This is a genomic window from Clostridium sp. CM038 (assembly GCF_055081105.1).
In genome coordinates this window covers 223,171-247,292 of sequence record NZ_CM143651.1, presented here as the reverse complement: position 1 = coordinate 247,292, position 24,122 = coordinate 223,171, and the positions used below count along the sequence as shown (strand labels likewise).

Sequence of the window (24,122 nt, the reverse complement as noted above, 5' to 3'; positions counted from 1 at the left end):
CAACTTACCTTGTTTTTATGTCATTATTTTTCACGTTTATATTTACACAAATAAAAAAAACCATTAAAATAAGCTAACAGTTTTAAATTCACTTATATTGGTAAACCATAAAAGTTTACGTACTAGATGTTAGAATTCTTTATGTATTGCGAAGTGCTAATACCTATGTTATAACTTTGCTTTACCACATTTTCAGAAGAATCATAACCAATAGCTACGCTTCCGCAGGCAAAGACGCCGGCTATATTAGTTTGTGAACTTTCATTTAATTCAATTTTCCCTGTTGATTCATTAATTAGTATTTCTACTTGTTTTGCTAATTCATTGTCTGGATATAAGTTTACAGATAATAGTAACGCATCACAAGAAATATATTCCTCACTATCTTTAATAACTTCATTATTTTTATTAATTTTTACTAAAGTTATCCCCTCAAGCCTTGTTTTGCCTTTGATATCCGCCACCTTCTGTTTTATTTTTAAAGGTATATTAAAATCATTCAGGGAATCAATAAGTTTTTTGTCAGTTGCCTCAATAAAATCTTTACTTTCAACTACAGCTTTAACATTAGCTCCTTCAATTGCTAGCCTACTTGCTACTGTTAATGCAATATCTCCTGTACCCAATATAACTATTTCTTTTCCTGGCATATATCCTTCTATATTTATAAATTTCTGTGCACACCCCACCGTGTATATACCTGCACATCTACTACCTGGCAGATTCAAAAATCCTCTTGGCCTTTCTCTACACCCGGTCGCAATTATTATAGCTTTCGCTCCAATTTTAAAAATCCCATCACACGCATTGACTGCATTAATTTCTTTAGTATTACTTAAATCTAAAACAGTAGTATTTAATTTATATGAAATACCCAGTTTATTAACTTTATCTATAAATTTCTGCACAAACTCCGGTCCTGTCAATTCTTCACTAAAAATATTCTTGCCAAATCCATTATGAATACACTGATTTATTGTTCCGCCTAATTGATTTTCTCTTTCTAAAATCAAAATTCTACATTTATAGTGCTCTTTAGCTGAAATAGCTGCTGCAAGGCCTGCTGTACCTCCCCCAATTACTACTATGTCATATAGTTGCATTACATACCCTCCAGTTTTTTTCAGATGCCTAACATTAAAATTTAATGATTCATTATAATGCATATTTAAATAAGTAACGTAAAAACCCGTGAAAATAATTTCACAGGTTTTATTTGGCAGGGGTAGTAGGACTCGAACCTACAACCAATGGTTTTGGAGACCACTACTCTACCAATTGAGCCATACCCCTTTATTAACTTTTAAAATGCAAAAATGTAAAAATGTAAAAATGTAAAAATGTAAAAATGTAAAAATGGCAGGGGTAGTAGGACTCGAACCTACAACCAATGGTTTTGGAGACCACTACTCTACCAATTGAGCCATACCCCTAAAATACATCTGAATTATATCACGTGTTATAAATAAATGCAAGATTTTTTTATATTTTAATCTCTTAGGAAACACTGAGGCCTTTTCTTTTTCTATGTTTTAGGATAAAATATTTAGTGAGGTGAAACTTATGGAATACATAGTAACTACAGTAGACGAAACTTATAAAATAGGCGAATTAATAGGTTCACATGTAAATTCAGGGGACATAGTTTGCTTAATTGGTGACTTAGGCACTGGCAAAACTCATTTAACAAAAGGAATTGCAAAAGGCTTAGATATAAAAGATCATATCACAAGCCCTACATTTACAATTGTAAATGAATATACAGGTCGCTTGAAATTATATCATTTTGATGTCTACAGGGTAAATGACCCTGACGAAATAGCAGCTATAGGCTTTGATGAATATATATTTAGTGATGGCGTTAGTATTATTGAGTGGGCTAATTATATTGAAGAACTGATTCCACCCAATAATTTATCCATTACCATAGAAAAACTTCCTAGATTGGGAGATGATTTCAGAAAGATCAACATCCGATATTCTGATAAAAGATATGATTATATAAAGGAGATAAAACTATGAAGATTTTAAGTCTGGATTCTGCTACACAATCAGCAACTTGTGCTATCCTTGACGATAACAAAGTTCTTGGTGAAATAACTTTTAATTATAAAAAACAACATTCTCAAATACTTATGCCTATAATTGATGAATTATTAAAAAATACAGGAATAACCATAAGTGATATTGATGCCTTTGTAGCATCAAAGGGGCCCGGTTCCTTTACAGGCCTTAGAATAGGGATGGCTACCATTAAGGGGTTAAGCCAAGGCTCAAAAAAGCCTTTTGTAACTGTATCTACCTTAGATTCTTTAGCATATAACTTAGCATATACAGATGGAATTATTTGTCCTTTGCTAGATGCTTTAAGAGATAATGTTTATACTGCCTTATATACTTTTAATAATTACGAGCTCACCCGCATCAGTGACTATATTAATATTTCCTTAGATGAATTAATAAATATGCTTAAAGAGAAAAATTGCAATATTTCCTTTGTAGGAGATGGAACTTTCAAATTCAAAGAAAAACTTATAGCAAATTTACCTAAAGCCAATTTTGCTCCAGCGCATTTAAACTTAGCTAAGGCTTCATCCCTAGGCGAATTAGGGCTCAACCTTTTATCTAATGGAACATTCGATGATATATACTCGTCAGTGCCTATTTACCTTAGGCAGCCGCAAGCTGAGAGGGAGTACGAAGAAAAGATGAGGCAAATAAAAAATGAATAGCGATTTTAAAATTTGCCCAATGGACGCATCATCTATTAAATCCATACTCAATATTAGCGAGTTAAGCTTTCCTATTTCATGGAGCTACGAATCACTCCAAAGTGAACTAGATAATAAATTTGCTAAATATGTTGTATTAAAAAAGGGCAATTCTATAGTAGGTTATGGAGGAATGTGGCTAATTATAGATGAAGCCCATGTTACTAATGTTGCAATTCACCCTGATGCTCGTGGTCATGGCGGCGGCGACCTCATCGTGGAAGCCTTATTTAAAATTTGCAGGAAACTAAAAGTTACAGCAATAACCTTAGAGGTTAGAAGTTCAAATTTCGCTGCTATAAACTTATATCAAAAGTATGGCTTTGAAAATGAAGGCATTAGACGTCATTATTATGAAGATAACGGCGAAGATGCAGTAATTATGTGGAATCGACACCTATAGCAGATAGCGTAAAAAGACTAGCTCTTGCCAGTCTTTTTTTTATTCTCTACTAAAAATTTAGCAAGCATGAGAATAAAATGGTATAATGTGGGTGAACTGTTTAAAATATATTAGAGTAAGGGGTAATATTTATGACCAAAAAAATTATATTAGCACTATTTTTTGCATTACTATTGGTTGGATGTAATTCCTTAGCTAGTCCAACTTCCAGTAAAAGCACAATAGTTTCAGATGATTCTCAGAGTAAATCACCAAAACCAGTAGATAATTCATCTAACATCCCACGCTTATCAACAACGCTTAAAGATCCGATTGTTAGAACATTTGATCAGACTGAAGGTGTGTCAAAAAAAATACCAATATTGATGTATCATCATCTACTAAAGAAAAAAGAAAACACATTTACAAATAATGGTGTAGTATTAAATCTTGAAAATTTTCAGCAACAAATGGACTACTTATACACTAATAAATACACTACAATAAATCTAGCTGAATTAGAACAGTGGCTTTTAGGGAATTTGGAACTACCTAAAAAATCAGTATGTATAACATTTGATGATGGATATTTAAGTAGCTACATTTATGCCTATCCTATTTTGAAGAAATATAATTTTAAAGCTGCATAATTTTTAATTACATCTTATGTCAAGGATAATAGTGTTGAATTTAATCCTAAAACACAACAATTCTTAAGTTGGAAAAATATTTCTGAAACTACTGATGTATTTGAATATTCAAACCATACCCATAATTTACATAAAACAGAGAATGACAAGGGTTATTTAATTACAAAACCTTTAGATTATGTAAAAAAAGATTTAATAAAAAATACGGAACTAACCGGCAGCCATTATCTTTCTTATCCTTATGGACACCATAACGATGATGTATTAACCCTTCTGCCTACAATAGGAATACGAATGGCTGTTACTGTTAATAATGGAAGCGTAAAGAGAGGAGATTCTTTACTAGAGCTAAATAGATATGGAATATATCCTAAAACATCCATATCTACATTTAAAAGCATGGTTAATTGTGAATGGTGAACAATAAAACTAAAGGATGGCTTCTGCATTGTGCAGAAGTCATCCTTTAGTTTGTTAATACCCTTTTTTTAAAATCTTTGAAATAAGTCCCTATTTATATACCAGTATTTTTTATATTTTTTGTTCTCTACTTTTGTATTCTCTCTCCATATTCTCTTTATGAAGTATAGGCGAAACACTCTTATATAAAGCTAAGGTCATTGCTGATAATACCATTCCTTTAAGTAAATTAAAAGGAATAATTGACCAAATAATGAAAGAATTCAAATCGACAATGTTATGATTTATTTTTGATCCCATTTCTATAACGCTAGCTACTGGGAATCCTAATACTTTTTCATATAAAGGTAAAACAACAAAATAGTTTAATATCCCTGCAAAAATCGACATACAAATTGCTCCTATTAATAATCCAGCAATAGCCCCACCTTTGCTTTTGCGGGCCTTGTAAATATATCCCGATACTAATACTAAACATGAACCCACTAGAAAATTTGCTACTTCTCCAACGAAGGCTGTTTTAGTAGCTAGCATTCCATGTAATATATTTTTAAAGAGTTCAATAACTACTCCCGCTATTGGTCCTAATGCAAAGGCCCCTAAAAGTGCTGGCAGGTCGCTGATGTCAATTTTTAAGAAATCAGGGAAAATCGGTATTGGTAACTCAATGTACATCAAAAGAAAAGCCATAACAGATAAAAGTGATATTTTGATTAGTTTAACAAGTTTTTCGTCTCTCATTTTTAGTGCCCCCTAATTAACTATATCTCCTAGGGATGGATATAATACAAGCCCTGACATAGTACTATGCCAGGGCAAATTTATATATATATATCACATCTTCTTTTATCCAGACTATACTGTCGGCTTCGGAATCAAATCATCACCCAAGGGTGCTGTCTTAACGACTTCGGAAGGAAAACTCTCTTCCAAAATGTCGTTAAACCGAATCAGCCTTACGGCTCGCGGGCTTTACCGCCGGTGGGGAAATTAGCCCCGCCCTGAAGATTATTAAATTTTATTTTATAATTTAATTATATATAAATACAGTAAAATAAGCAACATATTAATTAATTATTTTTCATTGATAATGATATTCTTTTTCTTTTCTCATCAACTTCTATCACACTAACTTCTACTATATCGCCAACCTTAACCACATCCAATGGATGCTTTACAAATTTATCTGATAACTGGCTTATATGCACTAACCCATCCTGATGAACTCCAATATCAACAAAAGCTCCAAAGTCAGACACATTTCTAACAGTACCCATAAGTTTCATTCCCGGTTTAAGATGGGACATTTGAACTACACCCGTTTTTAATATCGGCTTCGGTAGTTCTTCTCTTGGATCTCTACCAGGCTTTTTAATTTCTTTAATAATGTCTCTAAGAGTTGGAACACCTATCTCCAATATTTGTGCAAGCTCATCCATATTAATATTAATATCTTTTAGTCTATCATCCAAATCTTTAAAGTTTAAAGATTTAAGATCTTCTTTTGTGTACCTTAAAAAATCCAATAATTTTTTAGTAGCATTATACGTTTCTGGATGAATTGAGGTGTTATCTAAAAATTCATTACTCTCCATAACCCTTAAAAATCCTGCACATTGCTCATATGCTTTTGCTCCTAATCTTTTCACTTTTAATAATTCTTTTCTAGTTTTGAACTTACCATTTTCTTCTCTATACGCTACAATATTTTGAGCTATAGCAGCATTTATCCCTGATATATAAGCTAATAAAGAGGGTGTTGCAATGTTAAGATCTACGCCAACAGCATTAACACAATCTTCAACTACTCCTTTTAAGGATTCATCGAGTTTTTTAGCTGCTACATCATGTTGGTATTGTCCAACTCCAATAGCTTTCGGGTCAATTTTCACAAGCTCCACTAATGGATCTTGAAGTCTTCGCCCTATAGAAATAGCTCCTCTAATAGATACATCTATATCTGGATATTCTTTAGATGCAAGCTCTGACGCTGAATATACTGAGGCTCCCGCTTCTGAGACTATAACATAGTACAAATCTTTTGAGCATTCATCCTTAAGTTCTTTAATTATCTGCGCTAAAATTTCTTCAGATTCACGACTAGCAGTCCCATTACCGAGTGACACTACTTCTACATTATGCTTAATTACCAATTTTTTAATAATATCTATAGATTTTTGAATACCGTCCTTACTGCCCGCAGTAGCGTATACTGTAGCTATATCTAAAAGCTTACCAGTATCATCAAGCACCGCTATTTTGCACCCTGTTCTAAACCCAGGATCAAATCCAAGCACTACCTTTCCTTTTATAGGTGACTGCATTAAGAGTGCCTTTAAATTAGCTTTAAATATTTCAATAGCGCTAGTTTCACCCTTTTCTGTGAGTCCGGACCTTATTTCTCTCTCAATTGATGGGAATATAAGTCTTTTTACGGAATCACCTATACTTAACTCTATATACTTATCAGTTTCATTATTCCCTTTTAAACATTTAGCTCTTAAGTACTGAGTAATCTTATCATTATCGGCTTTGATTTTCACAGAAAGTATCTTACTATTTTCGCCTCTATTTATAGCAAGAATTCTATGCGGTGGAATAGATTTAACCCCTTCTTTATACTCATAATACATTTCAAATGGAGTAGTATCATCAGAACCGCCTTTAGTTTCAACATTTCCTTGATTATGCACTAATGCTCTAATCCACTTTCTGTAATCAGCTTCATCTGAAATCATTTCACTAATAATATCCCCAGCACCTTGAAGTGCGTCCGAAGTACTATTTACTGCATTTTCTTCACTTAAGAATTTCTCTGCATACTCATTTATATCACCCTTAAACTCGCCGCATACAATAATTTCAGCTAAAGGTTTAAGCCCTTTTTCTATCGCAATGATAGCTCTAGTTCTTTTCTTAGGCTTAAAGGGTCTATATATATCCTCTATTTCTGTCAATGTCTCGCTTTTTCTTATTGACTCCTCAATTTCCGCTGTTAGTTTTTCTTGATCACCGATAAGACGTACTACATCTGTTTTTCGTTCTTCTAAGTTCCTAAGATATATAAGCCTCTCTGTAAAGTTTCTAAGGATTATATCATCAAGTCCCCCAGTTCTCTCTTTTCTATATCTAGCTATAAAAGGAACTGTATTCCCTTCATCTAATAATTCAATTACACTTTCCGCCTGTTCTTTAGTTATTGAAAATTCTTTAATTAATCTGTTAGTTATATTCCCCATGTTTTTTAGCTATTTTTGCAAGTCACATTTAAATAAATAACAAGTACTATGATACTTTATTTTCATGTACCTAAATAGCTATTCCTCCTCACATAATTTATATTTTAAATTTAATGGACTAAAATCAACATATTTAATCATACCACGAATTCTATCCTCATATCTATACACTATATAGAAATTTTTAGGAGAAATATTCGAAAGGTTAATATGGTCTTGTCTTTTAACCCTTTGTCTTATATTGCTTTTTTATAGTTAACACATATATTATACCCTATATAGATTCAAAAAAATGATTTGTTAACCTTACAAGCGGTATTAATAATCCTTACGAATTGTTTTCTTGACATATTATTATTTTTATTCTATGATTGATTTTATAGTGCCCTTTTACGGGTTTTTTTGTATTTATTTTAAAATATTTTATTGAATCGGAGGAAAATAATTATGGCAAAAGGAAAAAAATTTGTAGAATCTATTACCTCTATGGAAGAAGATTTTGCAAAATGGTATACCGATATTGTAAAAAAAGCGGAACTTGCTGATTATGCGAGCGTTAGAGGTTGCATGGTAATAAGACCTTATGGCTATGCAATTTGGGAAAATATTCAAAAAACTTTAGATCAAATGTTTAAAGATACAGGTCATGAAAATGTATATATGCCAATGTTCATTCCTGAGAGCTTACTTCAAAAGGAAGCAGATCATGTTAAAGGCTTTGCACCAGAGGTTGCTTGGGTAACACACGGAGGCACCGAGCTACTAGCAGAGAGGCTTTGCGTTAGGCCAACTTCTGAAACATTATTTTGTGACCACTATTCAAAAATAATTCAATCTTACAATGATCTCCCTAAATTATATAATCAATGGTGTTCCGTTGTTCGTTGGGAAAAAACCACAAGACCTTTTCTTAGAAGTTCAGAATTTTTATGGCAAGAAGGCCATACCGCTCATGCAACGGCGGAAGAAGCAAAAGAGGAAACTCTTAGAATGCTTAATATATATTCAACCTTTTGTGAAGAAACCCTTGCTATTCCAGTTATAAAAGGTAAGAAAACAGAAAAAGAAAAGTTTGCAGGAGCAAATGAAACTTACACAATTGAAAGTTTAATGCATGATGGAAAAGCACTTCAATGTGGTACTTCTCATAATTTTGGAGATGGTTTTGCAAGAGCATTTAACATACAGTATTCAGATAAAACAGGTAAACTTGCTTATGTTCACCAAACTTCTTGGGGAATGTCTACAAGACTTATCGGCGCTTTAATTATGGTTCACGGTGATGATAATGGTCTAATACTGCCACCAGCAGTAGCTCCAATTCAACTTATCATAGTTCCAATTGCACCTCATAAAGAAGGCGTAATTGAAAAAGCTACAGAACTTAAAAATATATTATCAAAGCTTTCACGTGTAAAAATGGATATTAGCGATAAAATGGCTGGATGGAAATTTAGCGAATACGAAATGAAAGGTGTTCCGCTACGTTTAGAAGTTGGTCCAAAAGATATAGAAAACAACCAAGTAGTACTTGTGAGACGGGATAGCCGCGAAAAAATAATTGTTCCAATGTCAGAACTAGAAGCATTAGTACCCGAGATTTTAAAAGATATTCAAAAATCTTTATTTGAAAAAGCTAAAAATGCACAAGATACCCGAACCTTTAACGCGAGCACCGTAGAAGAATTAAAAGAACTTCTTGATAAAACTTTAGGATTTGTTAGCGCTCCATGGTGTGGAGAACTCGCTTGCGAAGAAAAAGTAAAAGAAGTAGCCGGTGCGTCTTCTAGATGCATGCCATTTAATATGCCAGAAGAAAAAGGCGTTTGCTTATGTTGTGGAAAACCATCTAAAGCTACAGTTATTTGGGGAAGAGCTTATTAAATTTAAATATAAAAGCGATTGGTTTATGCCAATCGCTTTTAATTTTTTAAATTTATACCTTAATAAATCGCGTTATACCTCTATGGCTTTTTTATTGATCATAATAAATAAATATCAATCATTAAATCATCCTATTGCGGTCTAATTTTTTTACGTGTTATTATGAAGTAATTGAATAGTTCTACGTAATTCTACTACAGCAATCTGACCTGGTGCAGAAGCCTTCTTGACTGCGCCAAATGTTAATGCGGAGCCAAATAATTCACCTGATAGTCTACTGATAATCCCTTTTTCCGCCATAGAAATTGTAATAATAGGACCATCCGCATATCTTTCATTCATAATACGCGTTGCATCTAACAGTATAATCACATCCTCTGCACAAGTAGGCATTACTGCGATTTTAGGAATATCTGCACCTAATCCTTGAGCCTTACGTAATCGAGATATAATTTCTTCTTTCTCTGGTGTATTATGAAAATCATGATTAGATATAATAACCGCTACGCCATTTGCATGTGCTGCTTCAACTAATTCTTTTACATCTTTTTCATCGTTAAATAATTCAATATCTATAACTTCAACAAGCTTTGTTTCAGAAATTAATCTATTTAATTCAAAATAAAATGCAGTACTAATCTCCTTTTGTCCACCCTCTTTAGCACTACGGAATGTAAAGATAATGGGCTTGTCAACTAGCACTTTCCTAATTGCTTGTAATGCTTTCTTAACTCTCTCTATATTTGTAGCATCCTCGAAGAAATCTACACGCCATTCTACAACATCTAAATCAATCCTTTTTAAAATTTCAGCTTCTTCTATAAGCTGTAGAATAGTTTCTCCAACCATTGGAACGCAGATTTTAGGTAGGCCTTCACCAATCGTAACAGCTTTAATAGTAACTACTTTTTTCATTAACACCCACCCCTTCAAAGTAACTTGCGACACTAATTCTTTTCTAGATATAATACCAGTCATTACCAATATAGTAAAGTTCCCTTATCTTTTCTTCACCCTATAAACTATGAATAAATTACTCAAAAATCAAAGGGAGGTAAATCCCCCCCTTAAATCGACTTATTTATAATATTAGATACGCAATAGGTATAGTTATTATTAATGTAAATACTGTTCTTTCAAACCATATGATAAGTATTTCACGTATACTTATTGGTATATCGGTTGACAATATGCATGGTATTGATGCAGAGAAAAACAATATGGATGAAATTGATACTACAGCAACTACAAATCTTGTTACGATCGGGGCCCCAACAACTAACAATGCAGGCAAAAACATTTCAGCTATCCCCACTGCACATGCTTTTGATGCAAGTAATGCTTCAGGTAGTTTAAATAGTGAAACTATTGGGTAAAAAACATACCCTATTATATTGAACACAGGTGTATATTTTGCAAGAATTAATCCTATTAATCCTACAGACATTATTGATGGTAATATTCCCATGGCCATAATAAATCCATCTTTTAAATTTTCAACAATGTTTCTTCCTATTGGCACTGAATTTTGGGCAGCTTTAAGACCTGCTTCCCATGCGTTTTTAAATTTATTCCCTTCTTTAGATATTTCCGGATAACCATTTTGATTATTATAGTATTCATCAGATTTCTTACTTAAAGGTCTTATTCTTGCAGTTATGGCTGTAACGATAAATGTAACTACTAATGTTACCCAAAAATATTCAGACCATAAATTCATTATTCCTAATGTTTTGGCAACTATAATCATAAAAGTAGCAGATACGGTGGAAAATCCTGTAGCAATTATTGCGGCTTCTTTTGTTGTATATTTCCCCTCTTTATAAACCCTATTCGTAATTAACAATGCAATAGAATAACTTCCCACAAAAGAAGCAACTGCATCAACAGCAGAACGTCCTGGTGTTTTCCATATAGGTCTCATAACTGGTTTCATTAAAACACCTATAAATTCCATAAGTCCATAACCAACTAAAAATGCTAAAAATACCGAACCTACAGGAACAATTATCCCTACTGAAATAACTAATGAATTAAATAAAAATGGAATCATATCTTCTTCGAATAGCCAACTTGGTCCAATCTTAAAAAATGCCATAAATCCTATTATGATACCTAATAATTTAAGTAAAGAAAATACTGTTTTAACCTTATCTTTATTCCATGTTTTTTTATAGAAAGGATATACCCCCCCTAAAACAATAACTACTAATCCATAAATTCCAGCACCTTTCGTGGATAACCCTTTTAGTCCTGTAACTATGTGGTCTATGGGGATAGTTGTTTTCCCGTTTATAGTTAGTGTTATAAAAAACATGAATATCCCAATTATACTATAACCTAAAAATTTAAATACATTGGCCGTATTGTTTACTTTTATCTTTTCTGAATTATTCATCATTTACCTCCCATGTTTATTTAATTTTTTTAGCATTTTCAAGTAGAAAATGCATTTATAATTATTGTTAATTCTTATGTAAGGAAGTAAAAAAGAAGGATGGAAAGTTGCATCTTTTTCAAAGTTCTTTCATGAATAATGTATGTATAAACTCAATAACTAATGCTAACTTACTAAATTTACGAAACCAATTCATTATATGCGAATAAATAATTCACAACAAATAAGGAAATTCACGCTACACTCCCTCCGCTCCAATTTAATTAATTGTTATTTAATACAATAATCCCCTTATAGATGCCTTCTTGGGATTTAATTATTTTTTTTCTGTCTCACATCATCACCTTTTATATATCGATATTATGAACATTTTGTTAATAAATAATATTGTTAACGGTTTTAGTGCGATATTATGATGAAAAATAAGTTTATATGCATAATTATTAACGTAATAATTAATAATATATAGGCTATGTAGCTTTTATCTAGATATTACTATACATTTATAGGTATAAATAACCAGAAAAAAGTTTTATGAATGTTTATACCTTATTTCTAGTATTATGCATAGTAACCTAAAGCATTGTGAATATATATACATAGAATCTAATATTCTAAATTTTCAAGCGGAAACATCCATAGTATTACTGAGCAAAATAAAGCTTAGCATAAATATGCAGTGTTAAATCAATAACAAAGCTTACATGTACGTTATATATGGAATTACAGTAGAATCCTGGGTTTTCCTTATATAATTGTACACTTTATAATAATGGCATAAACAAAAACGAATAGGGGGCTAAATTAAATGGAGTCATTTATAAATGTAACTTCTGAAATAGGAAAACTTAATAAAGTAATGCTACATAGACCCGGTAGAGAAATAGAAAATTTAGTACCAAATCTTCTTGAAAGATTACTTTTCGATGATATTCCTTATTTAGAAGTAGCGCGAAAAGAACATGATATATTTGCAAAAATATTAAAAGAAAACGATGTGGAAGTTCTTTATTTAGAAGAACTTGTTACAGAGGCTTTAATCGAGGATCAAACCAAAAAAATATTTTTACAACAGTTTTTACTTGAAAGTCACATTAGTAATAAAGAAATATATAAATCTCTTTATGATTATTTAATGTCAAAGCCTACAAGAGAAATGATTGATATACTTATGGCTGGAGTTAGAAAAAACGAAATAGCTGTTAAGGAGATTCATTCTCTAAGAGGATTAATAGGAACCCAGTATCCATTCTACTTAGATCCTATGCCTAATCTTTACTTTACTCGCGATCCAGGTGCTTCAATTGGAAATGGTATTACTATAAATACTATGCAAACTGAAGCTAGAAGACGTGAGACTTTGTTCCTAGAATTTATTCATGAATATCATAGTTCCTTCAAACAAAATGAAGTGCCACTTTGGTATGATAGAAGCCTTCCAAGTAATATCGAAGGTGGAGACGAACTTATATTATCTGCCACAACCCTTGCAATAGGGTGTAGTCAAAGAACTTCACCTGAAGCTATAGAAGTTGTAGCAAGAAATTTGTTTGAAAAACATACTACTTTTGAAAAAGTATTAGTATTAGAAATTCCATCTAGTAGAGCATTTATGCATCTTGATACTGTATTTACTATGGTTGATTATGATAAATTTACAATACACCCAGAGATAGAAGGACCACTTAATGTTTTCGAAATTACAAAAGGTGTCAATGGACAATTAAATATTAAGCAAGAAAAAGATATATTACAAAATGTATTAAAATCTGCATTAAAAGTGCCTTCAGTTGATTTAATAAGATGCGGCGGTGGTGACGCTATTGTAGCAGCAAGAGAACAATGGAACGACGGATCAAACACTCTAGCTATTGCACCAGGAAAAGTTATAACTTATGAACGAAATTATGTTACTAATGAAATTTTATCAAAACATGGTGTAACAGTACTCACAATGCCAAGTGCCGAACTTTCAAGAGGAAGAGGCGGCCCAAGATGTATGAGTATGCCACTAAATAGAGATAACTTATAAAAACAACAATATTAGGAGGAATTTATTATGTTTAACTTAAGAAACAGAAACTTTTTAACTTTGATGGACTTTACTCCAAATGAAATAAACTACTTTTTAGATTTAGCTAGAGATTTAAAAAGAGCTAAGTATGCAGGTACAGAACAACAGAAATTAAAAGGTAAAAATATTGCGCTAATATTTGAAAAGAGTTCTACAAGAACAAGATGTGCTTTTGAAGTAGGAGCACTAGACCAAGGAGCTCATGTAACTTACCTTGGACCTACAGGAACTCAAATTGGCAAAAAGGAATCTGTAGCAGATACAGCTAGAGTTCTTGGCAGAATGTATGATGGAATAGAATATAGAGGATATGGCCAAGAAATAGTTGAAGAACTAGCAAAATATGCAGGAGTTCCAGTATGGAACGGATTAACAACTGAAGACCACCCAACACAAATTCTTGCAGATTTTTTAACTATAAAAGAACACTTTGACAAGCCATTAAGCGACATTGTGTTTGTATATGCTGGAGATGGAAGAAACAACATGGCAAATGCATTGATGATTGGTGCTGCTAAAATGGGTATGGACTTTAGAATAGTATCACCAAAGAGCTTATTCCCTGAAACAGCATTAGTTTCAAAATGCAATGAAATTGCTAAAGAAACAGGAGCAAAAATTACTATTACAGATAGCGTGGATGCAGGAGTTAAAAATGCAGATGTAATCTACACAGACGTATGGGTTTCTATGGGCGAAGCAGACGAAGTATGGGCATCAAGAATAGAATTATTAAGGCCATACCAAGTTAATATGAAAATGCTTAATAAGACAGGTAACAAAAACGTTAAATTCATGCACTGCCTACCAGCTTTTCATGATTTAAAGACACTTGTAGGTAAAGATATATTTGAAAAATATGGTCTTGAAGGTTTAGAAGTTACAGATGAAGTATTTGAAAGTACACATTCTATAGTATTTGATGAAGCAGAAAACAGAATGCATACAATCAAAGCAATTATGGTTGCTACACTTGGAAACTAGCCTAAAATAATTATAAAATTAATTGGTGAGGGCAATATTATTGCTCTCACCAATTTAAAATATGGCTAATACATTAATCAAAAGGAGATTATAAAATGGAAAAGGATAAAGATAAGAAGCTAGGCTTGTCTCTATTAATTGCTCTTGGAGTTGGTTCCATGATTGGTGGTGGCATCTTTAATAGCCCAACTGATCTTATCGGTAAAGCAAACCCTCAAGCAGTAATTATTGCATGGGTAATTGGTGGACTTGGCGTGGCATTTTTAGCACTAGTATTTCAATTACTTGCAAACAAAAGACCAGCGCTTACAGGGGGCATATTCACTTATGCAAAAGAAGGCTTTGGAGAATTTGTTGGATTCAATTCAGCCTGGGGATATTGGTTAAGCGCTTGGCTTGGAAACGTTGCATTTTTTATTCTTATATTTAAAACTTTTAATAGTTTAGTAGGTGACGTAAAACCTATAGTAACATTTTTATTAGCATCTGCACTATTATGGATAATTCATTATATACAAATGCGTGGAGTTAAGAGCGCCGGAATAATAAATGCCGTTGCCACAGTTGCAAAAATCATACCCTTATTAATGGTAATTGTATTTGGTCTTGCAATATTTAAAACTAGAACTTTTAATGTTGATAATTGGAAAACAATATTAGCTTCTACGGGGGGTTCTACCACCGTGTTCTTGCAAATTAAAGGAGCAATGGGTACAATTTTGTGGTGCTTTATTGGTATCGAAGCTGCAACAGTGCTTTCTGAGAGAGCGAAATCTCAAAAGACTGTCGGAACTGCTACAATAATAAGTTTAATTATAACTTTAGTGCTTTATATACTGGTTTCAACAACCGCTATGGGAGTAATTTCAGCTAATACTCTTGCTAGTTCACAAACCCCTCTAGCAGATATGTTATCAATTACTGTACTTGGCAGTATTGGAGCTGTAATCGTTAAAGTTGGTTTAATTATTTCACTTGTAGGCTGCCTAATTAGTTGGGTTATGCTTGCAGCAGAAATTCCTTATGTTGCGGCAAAGGGTGGCACAATGCCAAAATGGTTTATTAAACAAAATGACAATGGTGCTGCAGTAAATTCATTATTACTAACTGATGGATTAACTCAAATATTTTTACTTTCGCTACTTTTACCAGCACTTCAGTCTGCATATGGTAGTGTGTTTTTAATTTCAACAACATGTATTTTAATTCCATATTTGCTTTCATCACTATATGCAGTTAAAGTTGCATTTACAGATGTCCTAGGAGCTAAAGATAAGATAGTTTCTATATTAGCCTGTACCTATTCACTATATGTAATTTACGCAGTAGGAATAAATTATCTAGGAGCAGCAGTAATACTATATGCAGTGGGTATATTTGTATATCTAAAGGCTAGGAAAGAAAAGAATGAACCTATTAAAATAAACGAGAAAATAGGAATGGTAGCCATTATGGTAGTTGCAATCTTAATGATTATACTGCTTTCAATTGGCAAAATTCAACTTTAAACATTATTTCAATGAAATTTTATAAAATATTTTTAAGTTATTAAATAAATTATATTTTATATATAATATAAAAGGAGAAATATATATGTCAAGAATAGTAATAGCACTTGGTGGAAATGCCCTTCAAGCAAATCCAAAGGATACTACATCAGAAGCACAATTAGTAACAGCAAGACAGACGTCAGAAGCCATTGTAGATTTAATTGAAGAGGGTCACGAGGTTATTGTTGCTCATGGTAATGGACCTCAAGTAGGTCAACTCGTAGCTACTTATGAAGCAGCCGCTTCTATAAATGAAAATAGCCCAATAATGCCTTTTCCTGAATGTGGTGCTATGAGCCAAGGTTATATAGGCTATCATCTGCAACAAAGCATTAGATCAGAGATGAGAAAACGAGGAATAAATAAGGACGTTGCAACAGTAGTTACTCAGGTAATTGTTGATCAGAATGATCCAGGATTTAAGGATCCAACTAAGCCAGTAGGTTCTTTCTTTACGGAGGAACAGGCTAAGAAATTAATGATTGAAAAAGGATATATAATGAAAGAGGATTCAAATAGAGGATGGAGACGCGTAGTGGCTTCACCACTTCCAATGGCTATAGTTGAAGAACCTATTATCAAAACATTAGTTGAAGCTGGACATATTGTTATAACTGTTGGCGGTGGCGGTATACCTGTAATTGATAATGGAAATGGAAACCTTGAGGGCGTTCCAGCAGTAATAGATAAAGATTTTGCTTCTTCTAAAATAGCTGAATTACTAAATGCTGATGCATTAGTTGTACTTACAGCCGTTGAACAGGTTGCTATTAACTTTGGTACTCCAAATCAAAAGAATCTTTCAATAATAACTGTTGAAGAAGCTAAAACTTATATTAAAGAAGGACATTTTGCTCCTGGTTCTATGCTTCCAAAAATAAAAGCGGCTCTTGCTTTCGTTGAAGCACAAGAAGGCAGAAAAGCAATTATAACATCACTCGAAAAAGCTAGAGAAGCAATAAGCGGAACAGCAGGAACAGTGATAACAAAATAATAAACTTTAAATGTAAGTCATAAGATGAAAATGCTTATGACCTATACATAACAAAAATAAAAGATCCAGCAGAATATACAATATATTCTGCTGGATCTTTTAGGTTCAAATAGAAATGTGTCTACATTTCTATAATGGTACCACCCTTCTTTATTGTAGCTATACCTGATGATATTTATTGTTCTGCCTTAAGTACGCCTCGATAAAAATATCAATATCCCCATCCATAACTGCATCTACATTACCCATTTCTGTATTAGTCCTATGATCCTTTACCAAGTTATATGGATGAAATACATAAGATCTAATTTGACTTCCCCAACCATTTTCTTTCAAATCCCCAGTTAAGTCTTCTATTCTATCTTTTTTAGCTCTTTCCTTTAAATCCAATAATTTTGCCATAAGCATCTTCATCGCAGTTTGTTTATTACTATGCTGACTTCTTTCATTTTGACACTGTACTACTATACCCGTAGGTATATGGGTAATCCTTATGGCTGAGTCAGTTTTATTTACATGTTGACCTCCTGCCCCTCCAGATCTATAAGTATCTATTCTCAGATCATCAGGCTTTATTTCAACATCTTGATTATCGGTAAGCTCTGGAAGTACTTCACAAGATGCAAACGAGGTTTGCCTCTTACCATTTGCATTAAAAGGTGAAATTCTCACTAACCTATGCACTCCCTTTTCGGCCATTAAATATCCATAGGCATATTCGCCAGTTATTTTTAATGTCACTGCTTTAATACCCGCTTCATCAGATGGCTGATAATCTAAAACTTCGATCTTATATCCCTTCTTTTCACACCACCTTGAGTACATTCTATAAAGCATTTCTGTCCAATCTTGAGCGTCACTTCCACCTGCACCGGTATGAAGCGTTAAAATCGCATTATTTATATCATATTTCCCAGCTAATAAAATTTCTATCCTGAACCTATCTGTATCCAGCGTTAGGTCTTTTAATTCACTTTTCATTTCTGCTATAGAGGAATCATCTTCTTCCTCCTCACTTAGTTCAATTAGCACTTCCAAATCTTCTATCTTACTAATTATTAAATTGAATCTATCAATTCTATCTTTAATACCCTTAGCTTTTTGAGTAACTTGTTGTGCCGCTTTTATATCCTGCCAAAAGCTCGTCTCCTGCATTGTAAACTCAAGTTCTTTTAATTGTTTTTCCATAGACGCTACGTCAAAGAGACACCCTAATCTCTTCTACATTACTTTTTAATACGTTTAATTCACTTATTGTTTCTTCGATTAGTATTATCAATTATAGCACCTCTTTCATTATATTTGAAAAGGGATAAGCAAGAATCAATTGCTCATCCCTTTTCAGTTGGAAATTGACGGTTTTATATTTCCAACTATTATTATCCCTTATGCGGTTGTTTGAAGTTATTAATAATTATTAACCTCTGCCACAGCAATTTTTGTGTTTTTTCCCTGAACCACAAGAACATTCATCATTTCTTCCTTGTTTAGTAACTTTTTTAATTGGCTCATTTTTAATGGAATTATCATGATTTGTTGATGTAATCTTAGAAACCATTTCTCTCTCAGGTGCTTTTTCTATTTGCACATGAAATAAGTATTTAACAGTTTCCGTCTTTATATTTTCAATCATTTCAGCAAACATATCGCTACCTTCCATTTGGTAGGCTTGTGATGGGTCCTGTTGCTTATAAGCTCTAAGTCCAATGCCCTGCTTTAAATGTTCCATCTCATCGATATGATCCATCCATTTACTATCTACTACCCTTAGAAGAATAACCCTTTCGACTTCTCTTATTTGTTCGTCACCAAAATTTTCTTCTTTTTGTTCATAGATTTTTTTAGCTATTTCTAAAAGAGTATTTTTAATTTCCTCATTAGATGTTTTAGAAAGTTCTTCTATTGAAACCATACCCTTTGGAAGATATATTTCTTCAAGATAGTTAATAAGTTTTACTAATTCCTCATCAAAACTTTCCTCAACTCCACTAATATGTGAATCAACTGCAGAGAAAACAACATCTTGTATCATTTCTTCAATTTGATCTTTTATATTTTCGCCTTGAAGAACCTCTGTTCTTTGTCTATAAATTATTTCTCTCTGTTGGTTCATTACATCATCATATTGAACAACATTTTTTCTTATATCAAAGTTATTTCCTTCAACTTTCTTTTGAGCACTTTCTATAGCACCACTTACCATCTTGCTTTCAATAGCGTCCTCATCAGTTAATCCTAATTTTCCTACAACCCCTTGAAGTCTTTCAGACCCAAATATTCTCATTAAATCATCTTCGAGTGATATGTAAAATCTTGAGCTTCCAGTATCTCCCTGACGACCAGCACGACCCCTAAGCTGATTATCAATACGCCTAGATTCATGTCTTTCAGTTCCAATTATCTTGAGCCCACCAACTTCAACAACGCCTTCTTCAAGCTTAATATCTGTACCACGGCCCGCCATATTAGTTGCTATGGTAACCATGCCACGTGCTCCTGCATGAGAGACTATATCCGCTTCTCTTTCATGATATTTAGCATTAAGTACTTGATGAGGAATTCCTCTTTTTTTAAGCATATCAGATAATAATTCTGATTTTTCTATACTAACAGTTCCTACGAGAACGGGCTGCTTGTTTTTATAAGTTTCAACTATTTCATCTACTATAGCTTTATATTTCCCATTAACAGTTTTAAACACTAAATCTGCGTTATCAATTCTTGTTAATGGCATATTTGTAGGTATTACTATTACATCCAATCCGTATATTTCTCTAAATTCATTTTCTTCTGTAAGCGCAGTTCCAGTCATGCCCGATAACTTATTATACATTCTAAAATAGTTCTGGAAGGTAATAGTTGCAAGAGTTTTTGACTCTTTTTCAATTTTGACGCTCTCTTTTGCTTCAATAGCTTGGTGAAGCCCATCGCTATATCTTCTGCCTTCCATGAGTCTTCCAGTAAACTCATCCACTATGATAACTTGACCATCCTTTGCCATATAATCTTTATCTTTTCTCATGATGAAGTTTGCTTTTAAAGCTTGAACTGTATGGTGCTGTATACCCATATTTTCTGCATCAGCATAATTCTCTAAATGAAAATATTTTTCCGCTTTATCTATACCAGCATTAGATAATATAACAGCACTAGCTTTTTCATCTATAGTATAATCTTCTTCCTTCACTAGACCCTTAACAAAATAATCTGCTACTTTATAAAAATCTGTAGATTTTTCTCCTTCTCCAGATATTATAAGCGGTGTTCTAGCTTCATCTATTAATATAGAATCAACCTCATCCACGATTACAAAGTTTAATTTTCTTTGAACTCTTTCTTCTTTATAAACAACCATATTATCTCTTAAATAGTCAAACCCAAATTCGTTATTTGTCCCATATGTTATATCTGAATTATAGGCCGCTTGCCTTTGTGTTTGATCTAAATCATGAATAATTACGCCTACAGAAATACCTAAGAATTCGTGTATTCGTCCCATGTCATCGCTATCTCTTTTGGCAAGGTAGTCATTAACTGTAATTATGTGAACACCATTTCCTGTTAACGCATTCAAATATGAGGGAAGTGTAGCCACTAAGGTCTTTCCTTCACCCGTTTTCATTTCTGTTATTCTTCCTTGGTGCAGTACTATTCCACCAATTAGTTGTACTCTAAAATGCTTCATATTAAGAACTCTCCATGAAGCTTCTCTAACCACCGCAAAGGCTTCAGGCAATATATCCTCTAAAGTCTCTCCTTTATTTAATCTAGTTTTAAATTCTTCTGTTTTTGATTTAAGTTCTTCATCGCTTAAACTAGTCATCAACGGATCTAATTCTTCTATTTTATCTACTGTTGAAATTATTCTTTTTATCTCTCTATCACTATAACTACCAAATAACTTTTCAAAAAATTTCATTCTTTTCATCCTCACTATTCATTTTAATAGTCCCTAAATATATACTTAAAATTATACCACTTAATTTGTTACTGTTCAACTTATACGAATTTATAAATTTTGTAAATTATCATTAATAATTTTTCACTATACTTTTTTTAAGTTAAAAAAAGATTAAAGTAAGTAAATTTACTTTAATCCTTTAAATTTAATATATTTTAAAATTCTGGTTCTATCAAACCATAATTTCCATCTTTTCTTTTATATACTACATTTACCTCTGAACTACCATCACTCATATATACGAAGAAACTATGACCAACGAGTTCCATTTGAAGTACTGCTTCCTCTGCTGACATAGGTTTAAATGCAAATTTCTTCATCTTTACTATCTTAGGATCTATACCATCATCTTCGTTCTTATCATATTTTGGTATGCCTTGAAATTTAAGAGATGTTCCTCTATTCCTTTTTTCTAATTTTGTTTTATTTTTTCTAATTTGTCTTTCTAATTTATCAACTACAATATCTAATGATGTATACATATCTTCATTTTGCTCTTCTGATCTTAAAATAACTCCATTAAAAGGGATTGTAACTTCTATTGTATGTCTATTCTTACAAACGCCTAATGTTGTCTGTGCTTCCACATCTGGACTAAAATACTTATCCAATCTTGCTATTTTCTTGTCTATAATATTTTTCAAGGCTTCTGTTATCTCTATATTTCTTCCTATTACTTTGACTTTCATACTTACAGCCCCTCTCTAATATCTACATACTGCTTAATTACTAAGCATGATATATGTTTTATATTTCAATTCTATTACTTTTAATGCTAAATAGCAACCATTAAAATCAGAATTCACATAATATTAATACAATTTAAATTATATTCGATATTTTTAGGTACCAATAAAATAAAAACTCCTAATATAATATTAGGAGTTTTTATATATTAAGTTAGTTGACCTGGTCTTTGACCCCACACTCGCCTGCTGGAGCTTTTGCTACCCAGAATTACCCTCTCACTACTAACACTCTCGTCTACTAAACGGCAGGACTAACCTCTAAGCCGCACCATGCTCGCTAAACTTTGTTTAACTTACGTGGATCGTTTCGCCTGCGACTGGCATCGACTTTCAACCACAAACCTAACTTACTACAATACGTATTATACATTACTTTTGGCTATTGTCAATATATAAATATTATTTATCCCACTTTCTTTCAGTTTGTGAGCACAATGAAACGCTGTAGCCCCAGTGGTTATAACATCATCAATGAGCAAAATATTTTTATTTTTTATAGCTTCATTTTTTTGGATCTCAAAACATTTCTCCATATTGTTCCATCTTTCTTCGCCATTGAGACCTATTTGATCTTTAGTATCCTCAGTTTTAATCAAGTTGCAAATCACTGGAATATTTAAAAATCGCGATAAATAGCTTGCCAAAAACTCGCTTTGGTTATACCCCCTATTTTTTAAAGCTTTTTTAGTCATAGGTACATAAGATATTAAGTCAAACTGTAATTCATTGCTTTTTACAAGTTGTAACATGTATTCAGCTAAGATTTCACCGCATATAAAATCGCTTTTATATTTAAGCCTAATAATTAATTCTTTTACTATATTAGAATAATAAAACACTGACCAAACAAGATATTTTTCTTCATTGCGACCTATATAAAAGCTTTGCACACAGCGCTTCAATTTTTCTCTGCATTTAGTACACAAAGCTTCACTTTCCTCACTATATCCACTACAAATCACGCACTGTTCATCGCCTGAATATATGAGCTGAACTAAACAATAAAGTATTTTTCTTATATATTTAATAATCCTCGCTCCCACGCTTTCTCATTAAATTTTCTAGCTATATTTTTAGCTTTATCCATTTGCACAGTTTCAACATTAGCTAAAAATATAGCCTCTCCCCTTTGTATACTTTCATATCTCCCAACCTTACTTGATAAATATAATAGTTGCTTATGATTATATTTATCATTATCAGCAAAATAAACTATAACATCAATTGAATGAAATTCTAAATAACTTTCTTCAAAGTCATTAGTGACTATTATCCCCTCATCTTCATTCATGAACTTTACTTTAATATTAGCATCGCTTTTTTTACTAATAAACAAAAATATATTTTCACTTAACTTTTCTTTGAAATTACATAGATACTCAAAGACCGCTATAGTTTTTTCCTCATCTGGTGTAAATATTATTACCTTTCTATTAGATATAATTGACCAATTCAAATATTGATAAACAACCAAAGGTATATCCGTACTAAGATTTATCCTCGTAGTTATGATTCTAGGCTCTATAATCGGAATATTATTGTTTTTTAACGGAAACATTATTGGCGTGCCCTCGCTTAAAACATTCTCTACAGAATAGGCTATAGCTACACTATTTGCTTTACACATTCTTAATAACACTTTTTTTATTTGTTGCTTAGTGTATTTAGGAAAACTTCTAATATCATTATAAATAATCAAATCAAATTTTTCTTGGAGTTTTAACGCATTTTCATGATTGCATATATGTAAATACTCATTCACACTGCCATAATTCGTTTCAGGTGAATATACATATTGACCTAAATTACTAAATTTATTTATGAAGTAAATAATATCAATACTCCTCTGGTTTTCATTAGTTATATACAATATATTTTTCTTTTCATTAACATATTCAATTATAGTTTCTAACAATATATCAGAGGAATTGTAAAACATAGATACAACATCAATTCTTTTTTTGCTGTTTAAAGAACATCTTAAAATTTCTTTGCTAATCTCATCTTTTTCTTTACTAAGGTTTAATTTTGCGTAGAAAAGCATGTAAAATCTCCTTTGCAATTTA

18 protein-coding genes, 2 tRNA genes, 1 pseudogene and 1 riboswitch are annotated in these 24,122 nt (G+C 32.3%); of the genes and pseudogenes, 9 read left to right on the top strand and 12 right to left on the bottom strand.

Annotation, left to right across the window (positions count from 1 at the left end; all coding sequences use genetic code 11):
• Window positions 1–122: 122 nt before the first annotated feature.
• The 3 genes from ACWJKS_RS01105 to ACWJKS_RS01095 all read right to left on the bottom strand — a co-directional run bounded on the left by ACWJKS_RS01105 (window position 123) and on the right by ACWJKS_RS01095 (window position 1,433).
• Window positions 123–1,103, bottom strand: coding sequence for an NAD(P)/FAD-dependent oxidoreductase (locus ACWJKS_RS01105; protein WP_216303954.1), 981 nt, complete (start codon window positions 1,101–1,103; stop codon window positions 123–125).
• A gap of 114 nt (window positions 1,104–1,217) precedes the next feature.
• Window positions 1,218–1,293 (bottom strand) — tRNA-Trp (locus ACWJKS_RS01100).
• Window positions 1,294–1,357: 64 nt separating this feature from the next.
• Window positions 1,358–1,433 (bottom strand) — tRNA-Trp (locus ACWJKS_RS01095).
• Between the two features lie 130 nt (window positions 1,434–1,563).
• On the opposite strand from ACWJKS_RS01095, the gene tsaE reads away from it, so the two are divergent.
• The 4 genes and pseudogenes from tsaE to ACWJKS_RS01075 all read left to right on the top strand — a co-directional run bounded on the left by tsaE (window position 1,564) and on the right by ACWJKS_RS01075 (window position 4,223).
• Window positions 1,564–2,022: a tRNA (adenosine(37)-N6)-threonylcarbamoyltransferase complex ATPase subunit type 1 TsaE gene (gene tsaE / locus ACWJKS_RS01090; protein WP_216303955.1), complete on the top strand. Its 459-nt coding sequence runs from the start codon at window positions 1,564–1,566 to the stop codon at window positions 2,020–2,022.
• Window positions 2,019–2,732, top strand: a complete 714-nt coding sequence (tsaB, locus tag ACWJKS_RS01085; protein WP_216303956.1) for a tRNA (adenosine(37)-N6)-threonylcarbamoyltransferase complex dimerization subunit type 1 TsaB — start codon at window positions 2,019–2,021, stop codon at window positions 2,730–2,732. The genes tsaE and tsaB overlap by 4 nt, the downstream gene beginning before the upstream one ends.
• On the top strand, window positions 2,725–3,174 hold the full coding sequence (gene rimI / locus ACWJKS_RS01080) for a ribosomal protein S18-alanine N-acetyltransferase (RefSeq protein ID WP_216303957.1): 450 nt from the start codon (window positions 2,725–2,727) through the stop codon (window positions 3,172–3,174). Before tsaB ends, rimI begins: the two co-directional genes overlap by 8 nt.
• 131 nt (window positions 3,175–3,305) lie before the next feature.
• Window positions 3,306–4,223 (top strand): annotated as a pseudogene (locus tag ACWJKS_RS01075) (polysaccharide deacetylase family protein).
• Between the two features lie 111 nt (window positions 4,224–4,334).
• On the opposite strand, the gene ACWJKS_RS01070 reads toward ACWJKS_RS01075, so the two are convergent.
• Window positions 4,335–4,964: an ECF transporter S component gene (locus tag ACWJKS_RS01070; protein WP_462960268.1), complete on the bottom strand. Its 630-nt coding sequence runs from the start codon at window positions 4,962–4,964 to the stop codon at window positions 4,335–4,337.
• Between the two features lie 93 nt (window positions 4,965–5,057).
• Window positions 5,058–5,236, bottom strand: a riboswitch (FMN riboswitch).
• Between the two features lie 57 nt (window positions 5,237–5,293).
• The gene (locus ACWJKS_RS01065; protein ID WP_220320445.1) at window positions 5,294–7,462 is read right to left on the bottom strand and encodes a Tex family protein; all 2,169 of its coding nucleotides are present in this window, start codon (window positions 7,460–7,462) and stop codon (window positions 5,294–5,296) included.
• A 447-nt stretch (window positions 7,463–7,909) separates the two neighbouring features.
• Between ACWJKS_RS01065 and proS the strand changes: the two genes are divergently transcribed.
• Window positions 7,910–9,346: a proline--tRNA ligase gene (gene proS, locus ACWJKS_RS01060; protein WP_462960267.1), complete on the top strand. Its 1,437-nt coding sequence runs from the start codon at window positions 7,910–7,912 to the stop codon at window positions 9,344–9,346.
• A 150-nt stretch (window positions 9,347–9,496) separates the two neighbouring features.
• Here the strand turns inward: proS and aroD are convergent, their stop codons facing one another.
• Both aroD and ACWJKS_RS01050 read right to left on the bottom strand, forming a co-directional pair.
• Entirely contained in the window at window positions 9,497–10,261 is a 765-nt protein-coding gene (gene aroD / locus ACWJKS_RS01055) for a type I 3-dehydroquinate dehydratase (RefSeq protein ID WP_216303962.1), read from the bottom strand.
• A 166-nt stretch (window positions 10,262–10,427) separates the two neighbouring features.
• The gene (locus tag ACWJKS_RS01050; RefSeq protein WP_462960266.1) at window positions 10,428–11,744 is read right to left on the bottom strand and encodes a YjiH family protein; all 1,317 of its coding nucleotides are present in this window, start codon (window positions 11,742–11,744) and stop codon (window positions 10,428–10,430) included.
• Window positions 11,745–12,552: 808 nt separating this feature from the next.
• Between ACWJKS_RS01050 and arcA the strand changes: the two genes are divergently transcribed.
• The 4 genes from arcA (at window position 12,553) to arcC (ending at window position 17,346) form a co-directional block, all read left to right on the top strand.
• Window positions 12,553–13,776, top strand: a complete 1,224-nt coding sequence (gene arcA / locus ACWJKS_RS01045) for an arginine deiminase (protein ID WP_216303963.1) — start codon at window positions 12,553–12,555, stop codon at window positions 13,774–13,776.
• Window positions 13,777–13,803: 27 nt separating this feature from the next.
• Window positions 13,804–14,802 carry an ornithine carbamoyltransferase gene (gene argF / locus ACWJKS_RS01040; protein ID WP_253198256.1) on the top strand — a complete coding sequence of 333 codons (999 nt, stop codon included), beginning with the start codon at window positions 13,804–13,806 and terminating at the stop codon, window positions 14,800–14,802.
• A 95-nt stretch (window positions 14,803–14,897) separates the two neighbouring features.
• Window positions 14,898–16,310 (top strand): basic amino acid/polyamine antiporter, encoded by a 1,413-nt coding sequence (locus tag ACWJKS_RS01035; protein WP_216303964.1) that lies wholly within the window; start codon window positions 14,898–14,900, stop codon window positions 16,308–16,310.
• 85 nt (window positions 16,311–16,395) lie between these two features.
• Window positions 16,396–17,346 (top strand): carbamate kinase, encoded by a 951-nt coding sequence (gene arcC / locus ACWJKS_RS01030; protein WP_165413083.1) that lies wholly within the window; start codon window positions 16,396–16,398, stop codon window positions 17,344–17,346.
• A gap of 159 nt (window positions 17,347–17,505) precedes the next feature.
• On the opposite strand, the gene prfB is transcribed toward arcC, so the two are convergent.
• From prfB to ACWJKS_RS01005, 5 genes are all read right to left on the bottom strand, one after another.
• A protein-coding gene (gene prfB / locus ACWJKS_RS01025; RefSeq protein ID WP_462960265.1) for a peptide chain release factor 2 occupies window positions 17,506–18,625 on the bottom strand; the annotation gives its coding sequence in 2 pieces (ribosomal slippage) (window positions 17,506–18,546 and window positions 18,548–18,625; 1,119 coding nt in all).
• 138 nt (window positions 18,626–18,763) lie between these two features.
• A complete protein-coding gene (secA, locus tag ACWJKS_RS01020; RefSeq protein ID WP_462960264.1) occupies window positions 18,764–21,265 on the bottom strand; it encodes a preprotein translocase subunit SecA in 2,502 nt (833 codons plus the stop codon).
• A gap of 197 nt (window positions 21,266–21,462) precedes the next feature.
• The gene (hpf, locus tag ACWJKS_RS01015; RefSeq protein ID WP_165413081.1) at window positions 21,463–21,996 is read right to left on the bottom strand and encodes a ribosome hibernation-promoting factor, HPF/YfiA family; all 534 of its coding nucleotides are present in this window, start codon (window positions 21,994–21,996) and stop codon (window positions 21,463–21,465) included.
• 422 nt (window positions 21,997–22,418) lie between these two features.
• On the bottom strand, window positions 22,419–23,099 hold the full coding sequence (locus tag ACWJKS_RS01010; RefSeq protein ID WP_462960263.1) for a ComF family protein: 681 nt from the start codon (window positions 23,097–23,099) through the stop codon (window positions 22,419–22,421).
• Window positions 23,072–24,100, bottom strand: coding sequence for a hypothetical protein (locus ACWJKS_RS01005; RefSeq protein WP_216303968.1), 1,029 nt, complete (start codon window positions 24,098–24,100; stop codon window positions 23,072–23,074). The genes ACWJKS_RS01010 and ACWJKS_RS01005 overlap by 28 nt, the downstream gene beginning before the upstream one ends.
• Window positions 24,101–24,122: the final 22 nt, after the last annotated feature.

Bases quoted from the DNA above. Each gene is read 5' to 3' on its own strand.
- ACWJKS_RS01065 (WP_220320445.1), bottom strand. From the start codon at position 7,462: ATGGGGAATATAACTAACAGATTAATTAAAGAATTTTCAATAACTAAA.
- ACWJKS_RS01050 (WP_462960266.1), bottom strand. From the start codon at position 11,744: ATGAATAATTCAGAAAAGATAAAAGTAAACAATACGGCCAATGTATTT.
- ACWJKS_RS01070 (WP_462960268.1), bottom strand. From the start codon at position 4,964: ATGAGAGACGAAAAACTTGTTAAACTAATCAAAATATCACTTTTATCT.
- ACWJKS_RS01035 (WP_216303964.1), top strand. From the start codon at position 14,898: ATGGAAAAGGATAAAGATAAGAAGCTAGGCTTGTCTCTATTAATTGCT.
- arcA (WP_216303963.1), top strand. From the start codon at position 12,553: ATGGAGTCATTTATAAATGTAACTTCTGAAATAGGAAAACTTAATAAA.
- hpf (WP_165413081.1), bottom strand. From the start codon at position 21,996: ATGAAAGTCAAAGTAATAGGAAGAAATATAGAGATAACAGAAGCCTTG.
- tsaB (WP_216303956.1), top strand. From the start codon at position 2,019: ATGAAGATTTTAAGTCTGGATTCTGCTACACAATCAGCAACTTGTGCT.
- proS (WP_462960267.1), top strand. From the start codon at position 7,910: ATGGCAAAAGGAAAAAAATTTGTAGAATCTATTACCTCTATGGAAGAA.
- argF (WP_253198256.1), top strand. From the start codon at position 13,804: ATGTTTAACTTAAGAAACAGAAACTTTTTAACTTTGATGGACTTTACT.
- secA (WP_462960264.1), bottom strand. From the start codon at position 21,265: ATGAAATTTTTTGAAAAGTTATTTGGTAGTTATAGTGATAGAGAGATA.
- tsaE (WP_216303955.1), top strand. From the start codon at position 1,564: ATGGAATACATAGTAACTACAGTAGACGAAACTTATAAAATAGGCGAA.
- aroD (WP_216303962.1), bottom strand. From the start codon at position 10,261: ATGAAAAAAGTAGTTACTATTAAAGCTGTTACGATTGGTGAAGGCCTA.
- rimI (WP_216303957.1), top strand. From the start codon at position 2,725: ATGAATAGCGATTTTAAAATTTGCCCAATGGACGCATCATCTATTAAA.
- ACWJKS_RS01105 (WP_216303954.1), bottom strand. From the start codon at position 1,103: ATGCAACTATATGACATAGTAGTAATTGGGGGAGGTACAGCAGGCCTT.
- arcC (WP_165413083.1), top strand. From the start codon at position 16,396: ATGTCAAGAATAGTAATAGCACTTGGTGGAAATGCCCTTCAAGCAAAT.
- ACWJKS_RS01005 (WP_216303968.1), bottom strand. From the start codon at position 24,100: ATGCTTTTCTACGCAAAATTAAACCTTAGTAAAGAAAAAGATGAGATT.